The sequence below is a fragment of the Shinella sp. CPCC 101442 genome (genome assembly GCF_024704725.1).
Taxonomy (GTDB): Bacteria; Pseudomonadota; Alphaproteobacteria; order Rhizobiales; family Rhizobiaceae; genus Shinella.
The window spans coordinates 24,396-41,409 of the sequence record NZ_JALIQS010000005.1 but is presented as its reverse complement, the minus strand read 5'-3'; the positions used below and the strand labels follow the sequence as shown (position 1 = coordinate 41,409).

Sequence of the window (17,014 nt, the reverse complement as noted above, 5' to 3'; positions counted from 1 at the left end):
TAAAGTGTTTATCACCTGACTATGCTTGCCGCGTACTACCGCCGCGCAAAGGATGCCCCACCCGTTGGAGGACGGGGCAGGTACGGTCGACGTGATAGGAGGAGTATCCATGAGCGACGCATCCAGCATACATCCGGTGGACGAGAAGCTGCCCGTGGGCAGGCTCGCAACGCTGGGCATCCAACATGTCCTCGTCATGTATGGCGGCGCGGTCGCCGTGCCGCTGATCGTCGGCCGGGCTTTGCAGCTCAGCCCGCAGGACGTGGCATTCCTGATCTCCGCCGACCTCTTCGTCTGCGGCCTCGTCACCATCATCCAGTCGCTCGGCGTTGGCCGGCATGTCGGCATCCGGTTGCCGGTCATGATGGGTGTCACCTTCGCCTCCGTCGGCCCGATGGTTTCCATGGCCACACTCAACCCCGGCCAGGAAGGTGCGCGCATGATCTTCGGCGCCATCATAGGGGCCGGCTTCATCGCCTTGCTGCTTGCACCCCTCATGGGACGCCTGCTGCGCTTCTTCCCGCCCGTCGTGACGGGCACGATCATCCTCGTCATCGGCGTGTCGCTGATGCGCGTGGGCATCAACTGGACCTTCGGCAATCCGTTCGGCCCGACCGCGCCGAAGCTGATCGACCCGTCGCATGCCGAATGGCTGTCCCAGATGAAGGAACTCGCCAGGACCGGCGGCCCGGCCGTTCCCGATGGCCTCGCCATCGCGCCGAGCATCTCCAACCCGGTCTATGCGGAACCGAGCCATATCGCGCTTTCGGCCGTCGTGCTGATCTCCATCCTGCTGATCGCCCGCTTCGGCAAGGGCCTGATCAGCAATAGCGCGGTGCTTGCCGGCGTCGTCATCGGCTGTATCGCCGCCTCGATTTTCGGCATGATGCATTTCGACCGCGTCGGCGATGCCGGCTGGTTTGCCGTCGTCACGCCGCTGCGCTTCGGCATGCCGATCTTCGAACCCGTTCTCATCGCCACCATGGCGCTCGTCATGATCGTCGTGATGATCGAATCGACCGGCATGTTCCTGGCCCTCGGCGAAATCACCGACAGGCCGATCGGCCAACAGCAGCTGACGGCGGGCCTGCGCGTCGATGGCATCGGCACGATGATCGGCGGCCTGTTCAACACCTTCCCCTATACGAGCTTTTCGCAGAATGTCGGCCTCGTCGGGGTCACCGGCGTCAAGAGCCGCCATGTCTGCGTGGCGGCGGGCGTGATCATGATCATCCTCGGCCTCATTCCGAAGATGGGCGCCCTCGTGGAAGCGGTTCCGACCTTCGTGCTCGGTGGTGCGGGCCTGGTGATGTTCGGCATGGTCGCGGCAACGGGTGTTCGCATCCTCGCCAATGTCGACTTCAAGTCCTCGCGCAACAACCTCTTCGTGGTTGCCGTTTCAGTGGGCTTCGGCCTCATTCCGCTGCTTGCGCCGAACTATCTGATGTGGATGCCGCATGCGATCCATCCGATCATCGAATCGGGCATCGTGCTCGCCTCGATCGTCGCCGTCATCCTCAATGCCTTCTTCAACGGTGTCGGGTTCAACCAATCCTCCGCGGTCGAAGCGGCCCGCATGGCCGACTCGCACTAGGCGTTTCACACCCGCCATGAAAACCCGGCTTGCATCCCAAGCCGGGTTTTTCGTACCCAGCGGTTGCCTGGACATTTTCCCATCCTACTTCCAAGGCGGGACGAAACGTGTGCCACGTTGTCGTCAATAGAAAGCAGCTTGGGGAGCATTCATGGCAGGCATGTTGAGCGGGCGCGAGGCGCTGGTTTTGGCACTCACCCTGTGGACGGCGCTGTCCATCAACGACATCCTGATGCTGCCTGGCGGTCTGCCGCTCATCGCCCCCGGTTGGCTGAGCAGCATTCTGCTCGCTTTGGTTCTCGCAAGAATACTCCAGCACCTGCAAAACCAGCCGAAGGCGCTAGCCATAGGTTTTGGCATTCTCGCCGTCTTCACTGCCGGGATCGGCCAGGCCATGTTCGATATCGCCGTCATCATGCTGGCCGGTCCGCATGTGTTGCCGGGCGGCCTAAGCGTTCCCGGCTTCGCCATCGCCAATACGTGGGAGAAGGCCCTCCTGCAGTTCCGCTTCAGCATGATCTGGAACGTCATCGTTTTCGGCTTCTACGTGGCGGCGCTCTCGTTGCTCAATGCACAACGTCGCAAGCTGGACGCGGAAATGCGGGCATTGCGCTACGAACTCAATCCGCACTTCCTTTTCAACACGCTGAATTCCATTGCCGGCCTTATCGAGGAGGGATCGGCAGGACGGGCGGACCGCATGGTGCTGTCCCTGTCGCGCTTCCTGAAGACGACCCTTTCGCTCAACCCCCTGCACGACGTGCCGCTCGCGCAGGAAATCGCGCTGCAGCGCGATTATCTCGAAATCGAGCGCGAGCGCTTCGGGGACCGTATGGCGTTCGATATCCGGCTTCCGGCGGAACTCGAAACCGCGCTGGTCCCCAACCTCATTCTTCAGCCGCTGATCGAAAATGCCGTCAAACACGGCGTTGCCCGGTCCACCAAACGCGTGACCATCGTGCTGGAAGCACGGCAGGAGGGAGACCATCTGCTGATAAGCGTGGAAAACGACCTGCCGGCCGGGCAGATGGATCGCCAGCCGGCCGGTATGGGCATCGGCCTCAGGAACATCGCCGATCGGCTTCAGGCCCGTTTCGGTAGCCGATGGCGGTTCTCGTCGGGCCCGATGGACGGCGACCGCTACCGGGCCGCCATCACGCTACCGCTCCGCAAGGCCTGAAGATCGTTACGTCTCCCAGCCCCGCAGGATATCAGTTCAGCGGAATCGAAATCGCACCACCCGATGCGGCAGGACGGGCATAGGTCGTGTTGTCGGCTGCCGTCGTGCTGCAGCCGGCAAGCGCCAGAACAGCGAGCGCGGCGACAATGAAACCGGAAATGGGACGCATGAATCTCTCCTTACTTGATACCCGTAAGACATAGGAACCTGCAGCGATTCCGTCCACCTGCCAGAGGCATGAAAAACCCGATGGCATGCGCGACAAACCCGCACCGACCAAACAAATTGTCTCTGGACTTCGGCACCGCGCGACCTATCTCGATGTTTTGGCAAGCCTGAAACCGTCTCAGGCCTCAGCCTGCGCATCGTCCGCCGCACGACATTTCGGCTCGCCCTGCGCTTTCATCCCTCAATCTCACGCATATGAACCGTGCAACCGGGAGGTTTCCCCATGGCCGATGCCCAATGCGCCTGCGGCGCTCTCAGACTGACATTCGCCGAGCCGCCGCAACTGACGGCGCTCTGCCACTGCTTCGCATGCCAGCGGAGAACGGGAGCGCCATTCAGCGCCAACACGTTCTATAGGATAGGCTGCGTCGAAGTTTCAGGACCGTCCACCCAGTTTCTTCGCACCGCCGAGAGCGGCCGCAAGGTCCGGATGCATTTCTGCCCGACCTGCGGTTCAACCGTCTATTGGGAGGCAGAGGCGTCGCCATCCTGGATCGGGGTGGCGGTCGGCGCGTACGCCGATCCGGGCTTCGCGCCGCCCACCCTTTCCGTCTTCGAGCAACACAAACATGTCTGGTTGCAACTCGACGAAACGCTCGAACATTTCAACGGCCTTCCAGACCGCTGAAAACAAGGCAGGCGGCCGGGACATCCCCGGCCTTTTCATCAACGATGCCGGCGGCTCACCACTCGGCAACGCTGCCGTCTTCATGCCGCCAGACGGGGTTGCGCCAGCGATGGCCTTCCTTGGCGCGCTCGATGACATACTGCTCGTCCACCTCGATGCCGAGGCCCGGTCCCTGCGGGATCGAGACGAAGCCGTCGGCATAGTGGAAGACCTCCTTGTTGGAGATGTAGTCGAGGATATCGTTGCCCTTGTTGTAGTGGGTGCCGAGGCTTTGCTCCTGGATGAAGGCATTGTGGGAGACGGCATCGACCTGCAGGCAGGCGGCAAGCGCGATCGGCCCCAGCGGGCAATGCGGCGCCAGCGCCACGTCATAAGCTTCCGCCATGGCCGCGATCTTGCGGCATTCCGTGATGCCACCGGCATGCGACAGGTCGGGCTGGAGGATGTCGACATAGCCGTCCGCCAGCACCGACTTGAAGTCCCAGCGCGAATAGAGCCGCTCCCCGAGTGCGATCGGCGTCGAGCAATGGTTGGCGATCTCCTTCAGCGCCTCGCGGTTTTCGGACAGGACCGGCTCCTCGATGAACATCAGCTTGAACTGTTCGAGCTCCTTGGCCAGCACCTTGGCCATCGGCCGGTGCACGCGGCCATGGAAATCGACACCGATGCCGATATAGGGGCCGATCGCCTCGCGGATCGTCGCAATGGTTTCGACGGCCTTCTCCACCTTGTCCCAGGTGTCGACGATCTGCATTTCCTCACAGCCGTTGAGCTTGATCGCCTTGAAGCCACGGGCGACCACTTCGCGGGCATTGTTGGCGACGTCGGCGGGGCGGTCACCGCCGATCCAGCTATAGACCTTGATCTTGTCGCGCACCTGGCCACCGAGCAGCGCATGGATCGGCTGGCCATAGGCCTTGCCCTTGATGTCCCAGAGCGCCTGGTCGATGCCGGCAAGCGCCGACATGTGCACGGCCCCGCCGCGATAGAAGCCGCCGCGATACATGACCTGCCAGTGGTCCTCGATCAGCAGCGGATCCTTGCCGACGAGATAGTCGGACAGTTCGTGCACGGCGGCTTCGACGGTCAGCGCGCGGCCCTCCACGACCGGCTCGCCCCAGCCGACGATGCCCTCGTCCGTCTCCACCTTCAGGAACAGCCAGCGCGGCGGCACGATATAAGTGGTGAGCTTGGTGATCTTCATGGTTCCATCCCTCGTCAGTCTGCTTGCATCGCGAGCCTCTTCCACCCGCAAAATTCGTCAGGTTTCGTCCGCCTTGCCCATCAGGCCGGACAGGTCGCGCGCGGCGAGATCGAGAATGTGGCGGGAGCAGGCTTCCGCCCGCGCGCCATCACGAAGCCGCAGCGCATCCACGAGATCGCGATGCACATCCAGCGCCTCGTCGCGCTTTGCCGATGCCCGGTTGGACGCGTACAGCGCATAGGAAAGGGCGGCATGGATGATGGACGACAGCTGGTGAAAGACCCTGTTGTGGCTGGCCCTGAGCAGGGTCTCGTGGAAACGGGCGTCAGCAGCCGTGAAGGTTTCCAGATCGCCTTCGGCCTCGCCCATCTCGTCGCAGGCCCGTTCGAGATCGGCGATCTCCTGCGCGGTGGCGCGCGAGGCGGCGAGGAAGGCGGCGGCGGGCTCCACCGTGCGGCGCGCCTCCAGAATGGAGCCCAGCAGTTCGGCCGAAAGCACGTCCGGCCCCATCCATTCGAGGATCTGCGCGTCGAGCACGTTCCATTCCGAGCGGTCGCAGACGAGCGTCCCGACACGGGGACGGCCGCGCACAAGGCCTTTGGTCTCCAGAACCTTCAGGGATTCGCGGATGACGGTGCGGCTGACACCATAGGTCTCGCAAAGGTCGCTTTCGCGCGGCAGAACCGTTCCGGGCGGAAAACGGCCACCGCAGATGTCCGTGCCAATCGCCGCCGTCACGTTGTGACGCACGCGCGGACGGCGCGACAAAGACCGCTGGGCCTGTCTTCTTGCTTTCTCCGGCACGCAACCTCCCGATCTGCAGATTAAATCATCGTACAATTACGACGCAATGATATGACAAATTGATGGCGGCAACCATGCCCCTGCGTTTTTCGGCGGCAAAAATCCCCATGATTGACTTTTGCCGGCAAAGTGCATAATGCGCCGATCCCACTGGAGGAACCGCCATGCTCGCCGACCTTCCCGCCGTGCTCGTGCTCAACCCGAAAGACAATGTCGGCGTGGTGCCCGCCAATATCGATGCCGGTCGGGCGCTGGTGAACGGCGTCACCGCCGCCGAGCGTATTCCGCGCGGCCACAAGGTCGCCGTCGCACCGATCGCCGAAAACGCGCCCGTGCTGAAATATGGTCAGATCATCGGCTACGCGACGCGAGAAATCCGCCCTGGCGAGCACGTGCACCTGCAGAACCTCGCCATACTCGATGTTGCCCTCAGGCACGAATTCTGCGTCGACAATGCCCCGCCTGTCATGGTGCCGCAGGCCGAGCGCCGCACCTTCGATGGCTATGACCGGGGCAACGGCCGCATCGGCACGCGCAACTATATCGGTATCCTCTCGACGGTGAACTGTTCCGCCACGGTCTCGCGCTACGTGGCGGAGCACTATGCCCGCAGGTTCCGCGAGACCGGCCATGAGAACATCGACGGCGTGGTGGCGCTGACCTATGGCGGCGGCTGTGCACTGAACCTCAAGTCCGAAGGCGGGCGCATCCTGACGCGTACCTTCAAAGGCTATGCCCGCAACCCGAACTTCGGCGGTATCCTGATGATCGGGCTGGGCTGCGAAACCTTCCAGTACGGCCCGCTCGTCGAGGAAGCCGGGCTCGAGGAGGGAAAAACCTTCCGCAAGATGATGATCCAGGAGCAGGGCGGCACGCGCAAGACGATCGAGGCGGCCTGCGCCATGATCGACGACATGCTGCCGGATGTCGTCCGCATCCGCCGTACACCGCAACCGCTCTCCGGCATCAAGCTGGCGCTGGAATGCGGCGGCTCGGACGGCTATTCCGGCATCTCCGCAAACCCGGCACTCGGCGTCGCGTCCGACCTTCTCGTGCAGCAAGGCGCGACGACCGTGTTGTCCGAAACCCCCGAAATCTACGGCGCCGAGCATCTGCTGACCCGCCGCGCCGCCCGACCGGAGGTTGCCGAAAAACTGCTCGCCCGTATCGAGTGGTGGCGGGACTACACGGCGAAGAACGACGCCGAACTCAACAACAATCCCTCCTTCGGCAACAAGGCCGGCGGCCTCACGACCATTCTCGAAAAGTCGCTCGGGGCCGTCGCCAAAGGTGGCTCGATGCCGCTCAACGCCGTCTATGAATATGCCGAGGAGGTGACGGAAGCGGGCTTCGTCTTCATGGACACACCCGGCTACGACCCGGCCGCCGTCACCGGCCAGATCGCCGGCGGCTGCAACCTCGTCGCCTTCACCACCGGCCGTGGCTCGGTCTCCGGCTACAAGCCGGCGCCCTGCATCAAGATCGCCACCAACACGCCGATGTACGAGCACATCAGGGAAGACATGGACATCAACTGCGGCACGATCGTCGATGGCACGGAAACCATCGAACAGGCCGGCCGCCGCATCTTCGACTTCGTCATCGAGACCGCCTCCGGCCGCAAGACGGCGAGCGAAGCCTTCGACTATGGCGACAACGAATTCGTGCCCTGGCAGGTCGGCGCGATCACCTGATCAGCGCGTGTGCATGACGATGTTGACGAGCGTGCCCGAGGGATCGCGCACGAAAAAGCGCCGCACGCCCCAAGGCTCGTCCACCGGTCCGTATTCCACGGCATAACCGCCCGTGAGGACGGCCTGATAGGCTGCCTCGACATCGTCGACCTCGACCGAAAGCCCAGGCACCGGCGTGCCCGAACCGCCCTCGGAGGCAAAGCTCACCTGCAGCGGCATGGTGGTGCCGTCGCTGCCATAGGTGGCGATCCAGCCATGGTCCATCAGGAGGTCCAGCCCGAGCACGTCCTTGTAGAAGCGCGCGACCGCGCCCGGATCGGCCGTCTCGATATTGGCGACGATGCGCTTGACCTTCATGGCAGCTCCTCAGCGCGGAACCGGCGTCGCATAGGCGGGAACATCGGGCCGGTGCGCCGCGCGCAGTTCCGCGACGCGGCTGATCACCTTGGGCAGCGAGACGACGATGTGATGGCGCAAGGTCTCGGCCGCCCGCGCGACATCCTCGACATCAAGCGCGCGGAACACGGCCAGATGCTCGGCAATGAAGGGTTCGGCGGCAGGCATGCGGTGCGAGACGCCGATGATGTGCTTGCTGACATTCAGCATGAACCGCGCGCGACGCAGCGCGATCAGCAGCTCCCGGTTCGGGCAGTAGCCGAGGCAGGTGATGTGCAGGTCGGTTTCGAGGTCGTCCATCGCCTCGACCGAAAGATCGGGATAGGCGGCCAGCGCCTCCTCCAGCCGGTCGCTCATCATCCGGCGTTCGGCGGGTGGAATGAAGGGCGCCGCCTGCATCAGGGCCACGGGCTCCAGCGCGACGCGGATATCGTGCAGGTCGCGCATGCGGCTCTCGTCGAGCGGCACCAGCGTCCAGCGCATGCGCTCGTCCTTCTCGACGATGCCAAGAGCTTCCAGCCGCGTCAGCGCATCGCGCGCCACCTGCCGGCCGACGCCGCGGGCGCGCGCCAGTTCCACCTCGTTGATGCGATGGCGGCCGAAGACGGAGAGATGCACCATCTCCCGCTCCAGGTTCTCATAGATCGCCTCCCAGCCCAAAGCCTTGCGCAGGCCGGGCGCTTCCTCGCTGAGGCCGAGCATGTTTGATGTCAGCGCCACGCGCTTCGGCCCGCTGCGTCCCTGCCCGACCAGAAAGCCACGCCCGTCGAAGCGACGGATCATGCCGCCCTCCTCAAGGAGGACGAGCGCCTGACGCACCGGCGTGCGGGTGGAGGCAAAGAGGGTCGCGACCGGGCCTTCCAGCAGCAGTGCGCCCTTCGGCAGGCGGCCGGCGGAAATCGCCTGCGCCAGCACGTCGCGAATGCGCAGATAAAGCGGGCTCTTGTCGAGCCCCGCCTCGGCGCCCTCAGCACCCGCTTCCGCCAAATCCTGTCCCGTGCCGTTCATGGCGTGGACCATGGCACGAATGCACCATGCCGACAACGGTCGCGACACCGAGAGCCGCCGGCAAGGAAATTGCGTCGCACCGTCAAAAAATCGTCATTCCTTTCGTGACGTGGGGGGCGTTTTGCGCTAGGGAAACCCTCGTAAGGCTCGCAATCCGGCTTGAAGACGCCCATATGCCAGCCACGTCCACCTCGAGGAATTGACCATGCCCGCATATCGCTCCCGAACCACCACCCACGGCCGCAACATGGCCGGTGCCCGCGGCCTCTGGCGCGCGACCGGCATGAAGGATTCGGATTTCGGCAAGCCGATCATTGCGGTGGTGAACTCCTTTACCCAGTTCGTGCCCGGCCACGTGCACCTGAAGGACCTTGGCCAGCTCGTCGCCCGCGAAATCGAGAAGGCCGGCGGCGTCGCCAAGGAATTCAACACGATCGCCGTCGACGACGGTATCGCGATGGGCCATGACGGCATGCTGTACTCGCTGCCGTCGCGCGAAATCATCGCCGACTCGGTCGAGTACATGGTCAATGCGCATTGCGCCGACGCCATGGTCTGCATCTCGAACTGCGACAAGATCACGCCCGGCATGCTGAACGCCGCCATGCGCCTCAACATCCCCTCCGTCTTCGTGTCCGGCGGCCCCATGGAAGCCGGCAAGGTCGTGCTGCACGGCAAGACCCACGCGCTCGACCTCGTCGACGCCATGGTCGCCGCCGCCGACGACAAGATCTCCGACGAGGATGTCGCCGTCATCGAGCGCTCCGCCTGCCCGACCTGCGGCTCCTGCTCCGGCATGTTCACCGCCAATTCGATGAACTGTCTGACCGAAGCCCTCGGCCTGTCGCTGCCGGGCAACGGCTCGACGCTCGCCACCCATGCCGACCGCAAGCGCCTGTTCGTCGAGGCCGGCCACCTGATCGTCGATCTCGCCCGCCGCTACTACGAGCAGGAAGACGACAGCATCCTGCCGCGCAACGTCGCCAACAAGAAGGCTTTCGAGAACGCCATGTCGCTCGACGTCGCCATGGGCGGCTCGACCAACACCGTGCTGCACATCCTCGCAGCCGCCTATGAAGGCGGCATCGATTTCGACCTTGATGACATCGACCAGCTGTCGCGCCGGGTGCCGTGCCTCTCCAAGGTCGCGCCCGCCAAGCAGGACGTGCACATGGAAGACGTGCACCGCGCCGGCGGCATCATGCGCATCCTCGGCGAACTCGACCGCGGCGGCCTCATCCACCGCGACACGCCGACCGTCCATGCCGAAACGCTCGGCCACGCCATCGACCGCTGGGACATCACCCGCACGACCAGCGAGACGGTGCGCACCTTCTTCCGCGCGGCACCGGGCGGCATTCCGACCCAGGTCGCCTTCAGCCAGGAAGCGCGTTGGGACGAACTGGATACGGACGGTGAAAACGGCGTCATCCGTTCCGTCGAACACCCGTTCTCGAAGGACGGCGGCCTCGCTGTTCTCTCCGGCAACATCGCGCTCGACGGCTGCATCGTGAAGACGGCCGGCGTCGATGAATCGATCCTGAAGTTCTCCGGTCCGGCGGTCGTCTTCGAGAGCCAGGACGCGGCGGTCAAGGGCATCCTTGCCAACGAGGTGAAGGCCGGCGACGTTGTCGTCATCCGCTATGAAGGCCCGAAGGGCGGCCCCGGCATGCAGGAAATGCTCTATCCGACGAGCTACCTGAAGTCGAAGGGCCTCGGAAAGGCCTGCGCGCTCGTCACCGACGGCCGCTTCTCCGGCGGCACGTCCGGCCTGTCGATCGGCCACGCCTCGCCGGAAGCGGCGCAGGGTGGCACCATCGGCCTGGTGCGTGACGGCGATCTCATCGAGATCGATATCCCGAACCGCACGATCAACCTCGCGGTTGCGGAAGCGGAACTCGCTGCCCGCCGCGACGAGCAGGACAAGCTCGGCTGGAAGCCGGCCGCGCCGCGCAAGCGCAATGTCACGACGGCGCTGAAGGCCTATGCCGCCTTCGCTTCGAGCGCCGACAAGGGCGCCGTGCGCATCCTGCCGGAATGATCTTTTGCCGGGCGCGGATCTCTTCCGCGCCCGGTTTGCTTTTCAGAGGTGCTTCGTCACCTCCGGCGTGTTCCACCAGGCATTGTTTCGTCCGTCGAAATACTGGATCGGCAAATCCGCCAGTTCGCTCTGCTCGATAGTGTCGAGGCAGGCGACGTTGATGGAAACATAGTCCCCGCCGATTGCCTCGATGTAGCCGTGCCCGAACGGCGCAACACCGCAATTCCTGCAGAAGCGGTGATGCCCGCTCATCGTGCCGAACTGGTAGTCGCCAAGGTCCGCTTCATCGCATTGCAGGCGGAAAGCGTCAGGCTTGATCTGGGCCCCCCAGTACCGTTTCTTCGAGCAGATCGAACAATTGCAACGGCCCGTGCCGGCGGCGAGGTCAATATCGGCCTCGTAGCGGATCTTTCCGCAGTGGCAGCTCCCCTTGTAGGTCTTCAGCATCGCTTTTTCCTCGCTTGCCTTATCGGTCGCAAAATGACAAGATGTTGTCAAATGCACTTTTACAGACTGACAGCATGTTGTCAATATGAGTTCTGATCGCACCCCTGCCGGCGACGCCTTCGCCGCCTTCGCCATCTCCGTGCTGCGCCTTGCCGGGCATTTGCAGAATGCCGGAGATGCACTCGCCAAACCCGCGGGCCAGACCAGCGCACGCTGGCAAGTGCTCGCCGCCGCGGACCACGCGCCGATGTCCGTCGCCGATGCCGGCCGCGCGCTCGGCATGACGCGGCAGGGCGTGCAGCGCGTCGCCGACCTGCTCGAGAAGGATGGCCTCATCCTCTACGCCGACAACCCCGCCCACCAGCGCGCCAAGCTGATGACGCTGACGGAACGGGGCGCCGCGGCACTCGATACGATCAAGGCCCGGCAGGCCGTCTGGGCCAACGCGCTCGGCGATGTGCTCGGTACAAAAGAAATCGCGGAGGCAACACAAACCGTCATTGCCGCGTTACAGGCCGTTGAGAAACAGTCCGTGCCGGAAGGGTGAGACCGGCTTGCACTTTGACACGAGCCAAAAATGTTGATACCAACGCATTCGTCGAAAGCCCGCGAAAGAGGAGTTCCGAGCATGAGACCGAATCACGAGGTCGTATCCCGGGAAGAATGGCTGCAAGCCCGCAAGGCGCTGCTGGCCATGGAGAAGGAGGAAACGAAGCTGCGCGACAAGGTGCGCGCCGAACGTCTGACCCTGCCCTGGGTCGAGGTCGACAAGATCTATACTTTCCAGACGCCCGAAGGCCGTAAGACGCTCGCCGAGCTGTTCGACGGCCGCAGCCAGCTTATCGTCTACCATTTCATGTATGGCCCCGAATGGGACGCCGGCTGCCCCGGCTGCTCCTTCATGGCCGATCACATCGACGGCATGCTGCCGCATCTCAACAACCACGACGTCACCATGATCGCAGTTTCGCGCGCGCCGCTGGAAAAGCTCGAGGCCTACAGGAAGCGCATGGGCTGGACATTCCCCTGGGTGTCGGCCTTCGGCAGCGACTTCAACTTCGATTACCACGTCTCCTTCACCAAGGACGAGTTGGCGAGCGGCAAGGTGATGTACAATTACCGCGAAACGCCATCCGCCGACGCGCATGACGAGTTGCCCGGCCTCAGCGCCTTCTCCAGAGACGAAGACGGTACGGTCTACCACACCTATTCCGACTATGCCCGCGGCGGCGAGGAGGCACTCGGCACCTTGATGATCCTGGACAGGGCGCCAAAAGGCCGCAACGAGACGGGAACGCTGAGCTTCGTCAAGCGCAAGGACGAATATGCCGAGACGCCGAAGACGCATTCCTGCTGCGGCTGACGGCGAAAAGGCAACGGCCCCACCACAGCCCAACGAGAACAGAAGGGAAGAACACATGCACAAGGACTATGGCAAGTTCTGCTGGTACGAACTGATGACACCGGACGTCGCCGCGGCCGAACGCTTCTATGCGTCGGTCGTCGGCTGGTCGACCCGCGATTCCGGCATGGAGGGCATGAATTACACGCTCGCCTATTCCGGCGAAAACCAGGTGGCCGGCCTGATGTCGCTGCCCGACGAGGCCGGCGAGATGCCGCCGATGTGGATGGGCTACATCTTCACCGACACGATCGAGGATACGCTGGCGGACATCACCGAGAACGGCGGCAAGGTGCATCGTCAGCCGCAGGACATTCCCGGCATCGGCCGCTTCGCTGTCGCCGCCGATCCGCACGGCGCCATCTTCTCGCTCTTTTCCACCGAGGATGAAGGTCCGCCGGAGCCCGGCATGATGGAGGCCGGCCGCATCGGCTGGCACGAACTGATGGCCGGCGACCTCGACGAGGCCTGGACCTTCTATTCGAAAACCTTCGGTTGGACGAAGGACATGGCGGTCGACATGGCGGATGCCGGCATGGGCACCTACCAGACGTTTGCCGTGCGCGGCGGAAATGCGATCGGTGGCATGATGACAAACCCGCCCGGGTCGCCCATGCCGCCGGCCTGGGGCTACTATTTCGTCGTCGAGGGGCTGGACGCGGCGGGCAAGCGCGTGACCGACGGCGGCGGCCAGGTCATGATGGAGCCGATGGAGGTGCCCGGCGGCGCCTGGATCATCAACTGCGCCGACCCGCAGGGCGCGTATTTCTCGCTGGTCGCCATGCATCGCTGATAGGGCCGCCGGCCGACGAACGAGCGGGGTGCCGGGTTCGCCGGCGCCCCATGCCATTCCCGCTTGCAATCTCTCTTCGCATTGCACAAACTCCCTTCGATGGCGGCATAGACCGCCCGAGGGGAACAGAGCGCGCATGTCGATCAAGGCCGGTATCTACCACCTCACCCACTACATCTATGACAATCCGGTCCGCCTTGGACCCCAGATCATCCGGTTGAAACCGGCGGCGCATTCCAAGACAAAGGTTATCAGTCATTCGCTGAAGGTTTCGCCCGAAAACCATTTCGTGAACCTTCAGCAGGATCCCTACGGCAACTATCTCGCCCGGTTCGTTTTCCCCGATCCGGTGACGGAACTGAAGATCGAGGTCGATCTCGTCGCCGACATGACGGTCTACAATCCCTTCGACTTCTTCGTGGAGGAGGAGGCCGAGCAGTGGCCCTTCGACTATCCGGAAGACCTTCGCGAAGACCTGAAGATCTATCGCGCGCCCGAACCGATGGATGCCGCGCTCGAAGCCTTCATGAAAACGGTCGACCGCACGCCGCAACAGCGTACGGTCGACATGGTCGTCGGCCTCAATGCGCGCCTCCAGCAGCAGATCGGCTATGTCATCCGCATGGAACCGGGCGTGCAGACGCCGGAACAGACATTGACGAGCGCGCTGGGCTCGTGTCGCGATTCGAGCTGGCTGCTCGTGCAGATCCTGCGCAATCTCGGCTTCGCCGCCCGCTTCGTCTCGGGTTACCTCATCCAGCTCGCGCCGGACCTGAAGGCGCTGGACGGCCCCTCCGGCACCGAGGTCGACTTCACCGACCTGCACGCCTGGTGCGAGGTCTATCTGCCCGGCGCCGGCTGGATCGGCCTCGATCCGACCTCGGGCCTGTTGACCGGCGAAAGCCACATTCCGCTGGCTGCAACGCCGCATTTCCGCAATGCGGCGCCGATCAGCGGCGGCTACTTCGGCGAGGCGAACACCGAATTCGACTTCGCCATGACGGTGAACCGCGTGGCCGAACATCCGCGCATCACCAAACCCTTTTCCGACGAAAGCTGGGAGGCGCTGAACGCGCTCGGCCACGACGTCGATGCCGTTCTTGCGGCCAATGACGTGCGCCTCACCATGGGGGGTGAGCCGACCTTCGTCTCCATCGACGATTTCGAGGCAGGGGAATGGAACACCGAGGCCGTTGGCCCCACCAAGCGCGAAAAGGCCGACCAACTGATCCGGCGCCTGCGCGAGCGCTTCGCCCCCGGCGGCTTCCTGCACTATGGGCAGGGTAAATGGTATCCCGGCGAGAGCCTGCCGCGCTGGACCTTCTCGCTCTACTGGCGCAAGGACGGCAAGCCGATCTGGCACAATCCCGCGCTGATCGCCACCGAGGCCGCCGACACCGATGTCACCGAAAAGCAGGCCGAAGCGCTTCTGGCCGGCATCGCCGCCGAACTCGATATCGAACCGGAGATGATCATCCCCGCATTCGAAGACCCGGCGGAATGGATCATCAAGGAAGGCAGTCTGCCGGAAAATGTCGATCCCTCCAACTCCAAGCTCGAAAGCCCGGAAGAACGGGCGCGCATCGCCAAGGTGTTCGAGCGGGGGCTTACGACCGCGACCGGCTATATTCTGCCGGTGCAGGCCTGGAACGCCAAGGCCGGCGGCCGGCGCTGGGTGAGCGAGCGATGGCGCACCCGCCGTGGCAAGATCTTCCTTATACCGGGCGATTCGCCGATCGGCTTCCGCATGCCGCTCGGCACCCTGCCCTATGTGCCGCCCTCGCAATATCCCTACATTCACCAGGCCGACCCCTCGATCCCCCGAGAACCGCTGCCCGACTACAGCGCTCCGGCGAGAACGCTGGCGCAGGTATCGCTGCGGGCGAGCGAACCCCAGCAGGACCGCAACGAACAGAATATCGCGGGATCGACAGGCGATATCCGCGGCGCCGTGCGCACCGCGCTCAGCGTCGAACCGCGTGACGGCCGTCTGTGCGTCTTCATGCCGCCGGTCGAGCGTATCGAGGATTACCTCGACCTGATCGCCGCCGCGGAGAAGGCGGCGGCCGATCTCGGCCTGCCGGTCCATATCGAAGGCTATGCGCCGCCGCACGACGAGCGCATCAATGTCATGCGGGTCGCACCCGATCCGGGCGTCATCGAGGTCAACATCCATCCCGCCGCCAACTGGCAGGATTGCGTGGCGATCACCACCGCGACCTACGAGGAAGCCCGTCTCACCCGGCTCGGCGCCGATAAATTCATGATCGACGGCCGCCATACCGGCACGGGCGGCGGCAACCATGTGGTCGTCGGCGGCGACAATCCCAACAACAGCCCGTTCCTGCGCCGGCCGGATCTACTGAAGAGCCTCGTGCTGCACTGGCAGCGCCATCCGTCGCTCTCCTACCTCTTTTCCGGCATGTTCATCGGCCCGACGAGCCAGGCTCCGCGCTTCGACGAGGCGCGGCACGATAGTCTCTACGAGCTGGAAATCGCGATGGCGCAGGTGCCAGCACCCAATGGCGGCGCACCGCCGCTACCGTGGCTCGTCGATCGGCTTTTCCGCAACCTCCTGACCGACGTCACCGGCAACACGCACCGCTCGGAAATCTGCATCGACAAGCTCTTTTCACCTGACGGGCCGACCGGCCGTCTCGGCCTCGTCGAGTTCCGCGGCTTCGAAATGCCGCCGAATGCCCGCATGAGCCTTGCCCAGCAGCTTTTGATCCGCGCGCTGATCGCCCGCTTCTGGCTGAACCCGGCGCAGGGCGGCTTCGTGCGCTGGGGCACGACCCTGCACGATCGTTTCATGCTGCCGCATTATGTCTGGCAGGATTTTCTGGACGTGCTCGCCGACCTCAAGGCCAACGGCTTCGACCTCAGGCCCGAATGGTTTTCCGCCCAGCTCGAATTCCGCTTCCCCTTCTGCGGCGAGGTCGAATACGAGGGCGCCAATCTCGAAGTACGCCAGGCGCTCGAGCCGTGGCACGTCATGGGGGAAGAGGGTGCGGTCGGCGGCACCGTGCGCTATGTCGATTCCTCCGTCGAACGGCTTCAGGTGAAGCTGGAGACCGCCAATCCCGAACGTTACACCGTGGCCTGCAACGGGCGACCCATGCCGCTTCGGTCGACAGGCACCGGGGGCGTCTCCGTCGCGGGCGTGCGCTACAAGGCGTGGCAGCCCGCATCGGGCCTGCATCCGGTGCTGCCCGTCAACACACCGCTTACTTTCGACATTTATGATACATGGTCGAAGCGAGCGATCGGGGGCTGCATTTACCACGTTGCCCATCCGGGCGGACGCAACTATGACACCTTCCCGGTGAACGGAAACGAAGCCGAGGCGCGCCGGCTGGCGCGGTTCGAGCCCTGGGGGCACAGAGCGGGCGGTTACACATTGTGGCCGGAAACGCCGTCGGCGGATTTCCCGCTGACGCTGGATCTGCGCCGGCCGCCAGGCATCTAGCCCTCGGGGAGCAATGCCTGCAAAGCGCGTAGCGGTTTTGCCTGCGGAATTGCGCGAAAACAAGGAAACGGAGCATTTTCGCGCATTGCGGCAATGCTCCAGGAGAAATGGATTGAAGACCACGAG

At 63.9% G+C, this 17,014-nt stretch carries 15 protein-coding genes; 9 read left to right on the top strand and 6 right to left on the bottom strand.

What is annotated here, in order from left to right; all coding sequences use genetic code 11:
* The first annotated feature begins 109 nt into the window (after positions 1-109).
* Together MUO32_RS19245 and MUO32_RS19240 are read left to right on the top strand one after the other, a co-directional pair.
* Positions 110-1,594 carry a nucleobase:cation symporter-2 family protein gene (locus MUO32_RS19245; protein ID WP_257950012.1) on the top strand — a complete coding sequence of 495 codons (1,485 nt, stop codon included), beginning with the start codon at positions 110-112 and terminating at the stop codon, positions 1,592-1,594.
* 151 nt (positions 1,595-1,745) lie between these two features.
* Positions 1,746-2,774, top strand: a complete 1,029-nt coding sequence (locus tag MUO32_RS19240; RefSeq protein ID WP_257950011.1) for a sensor histidine kinase — start codon at positions 1,746-1,748, stop codon at positions 2,772-2,774.
* A gap of 31 nt (positions 2,775-2,805) precedes the next feature.
* On the opposite strand, the gene MUO32_RS19235 is transcribed toward MUO32_RS19240, so the two are convergent.
* Complete coding sequence (locus MUO32_RS19235) at positions 2,806-2,943, bottom strand: lipoprotein (RefSeq protein ID WP_257950010.1); 138 nt, start codon at positions 2,941-2,943, stop codon at positions 2,806-2,808.
* Between the two features lie 282 nt (positions 2,944-3,225).
* On the opposite strand from MUO32_RS19235, the gene MUO32_RS19230 reads away from it, so the two are divergent.
* Positions 3,226-3,630, top strand: a complete 405-nt coding sequence (locus MUO32_RS19230; RefSeq protein WP_257950009.1) for a GFA family protein — start codon at positions 3,226-3,228, stop codon at positions 3,628-3,630.
* A 55-nt stretch (positions 3,631-3,685) separates the two neighbouring features.
* Here MUO32_RS19230 and dgoD read toward each other — a convergent pair whose 3' ends face one another.
* Both dgoD and MUO32_RS19220 read right to left on the bottom strand, forming a co-directional pair.
* Complete coding sequence (gene dgoD, locus MUO32_RS19225) at positions 3,686-4,834, bottom strand: galactonate dehydratase (RefSeq protein ID WP_257950008.1); 1,149 nt, start codon at positions 4,832-4,834, stop codon at positions 3,686-3,688.
* A gap of 57 nt (positions 4,835-4,891) precedes the next feature.
* A complete protein-coding gene (locus tag MUO32_RS19220; RefSeq protein WP_257950007.1) occupies positions 4,892-5,638 on the bottom strand; it encodes a FadR/GntR family transcriptional regulator in 747 nt (248 codons plus the stop codon).
* Between the two features lie 164 nt (positions 5,639-5,802).
* On the opposite strand from MUO32_RS19220, the gene MUO32_RS19215 reads away from it, so the two are divergent.
* Entirely contained in the window at positions 5,803-7,332 is a 1,530-nt protein-coding gene (locus MUO32_RS19215) for a UxaA family hydrolase (protein ID WP_257950006.1), read from the top strand.
* Here MUO32_RS19215 and MUO32_RS19210 read toward each other — a convergent pair whose 3' ends face one another.
* Both MUO32_RS19210 and MUO32_RS19205 read right to left on the bottom strand, forming a co-directional pair.
* On the bottom strand, positions 7,333-7,689 hold the full coding sequence (locus MUO32_RS19210) for a VOC family protein (protein ID WP_257950005.1): 357 nt from the start codon (positions 7,687-7,689) through the stop codon (positions 7,333-7,335).
* Between the two features lie 9 nt (positions 7,690-7,698).
* The gene (locus MUO32_RS19205; RefSeq protein WP_257950004.1) at positions 7,699-8,748 is read right to left on the bottom strand and encodes a GntR family transcriptional regulator; all 1,050 of its coding nucleotides are present in this window, start codon (positions 8,746-8,748) and stop codon (positions 7,699-7,701) included.
* 193 nt (positions 8,749-8,941) lie between these two features.
* On the opposite strand from MUO32_RS19205, the gene ilvD reads away from it, so the two are divergent.
* Complete coding sequence (gene ilvD / locus MUO32_RS19200; protein ID WP_257950003.1) at positions 8,942-10,777, top strand: dihydroxy-acid dehydratase; 1,836 nt, start codon at positions 8,942-8,944, stop codon at positions 10,775-10,777.
* A gap of 42 nt (positions 10,778-10,819) precedes the next feature.
* Here the strand turns inward: ilvD and MUO32_RS19195 are convergent, their stop codons facing one another.
* Positions 10,820-11,224: a GFA family protein gene (locus tag MUO32_RS19195; protein ID WP_257950002.1), complete on the bottom strand. Its 405-nt coding sequence runs from the start codon at positions 11,222-11,224 to the stop codon at positions 10,820-10,822.
* Positions 11,225-11,309: 85 nt separating this feature from the next.
* On the opposite strand from MUO32_RS19195, the gene MUO32_RS19190 reads away from it, so the two are divergent.
* From MUO32_RS19190 to MUO32_RS19175, 4 genes are all read left to right on the top strand, one after another.
* Positions 11,310-11,771 carry a MarR family winged helix-turn-helix transcriptional regulator gene (locus MUO32_RS19190; protein ID WP_257950001.1) on the top strand — a complete coding sequence of 154 codons (462 nt, stop codon included), beginning with the start codon at positions 11,310-11,312 and terminating at the stop codon, positions 11,769-11,771.
* 81 nt (positions 11,772-11,852) lie between these two features.
* A complete protein-coding gene (locus MUO32_RS19185; protein WP_257950000.1) occupies positions 11,853-12,587 on the top strand; it encodes a thioredoxin family protein in 735 nt (244 codons plus the stop codon).
* 55 nt (positions 12,588-12,642) lie between these two features.
* Entirely contained in the window at positions 12,643-13,419 is a 777-nt protein-coding gene (locus MUO32_RS19180) for a VOC family protein (RefSeq protein WP_257949999.1), read from the top strand.
* 136 nt (positions 13,420-13,555) lie between these two features.
* Complete coding sequence (locus MUO32_RS19175; RefSeq protein ID WP_257949998.1) at positions 13,556-16,888, top strand: DUF2126 domain-containing protein; 3,333 nt, start codon at positions 13,556-13,558, stop codon at positions 16,886-16,888.
* Positions 16,889-17,014: the final 126 nt, after the last annotated feature.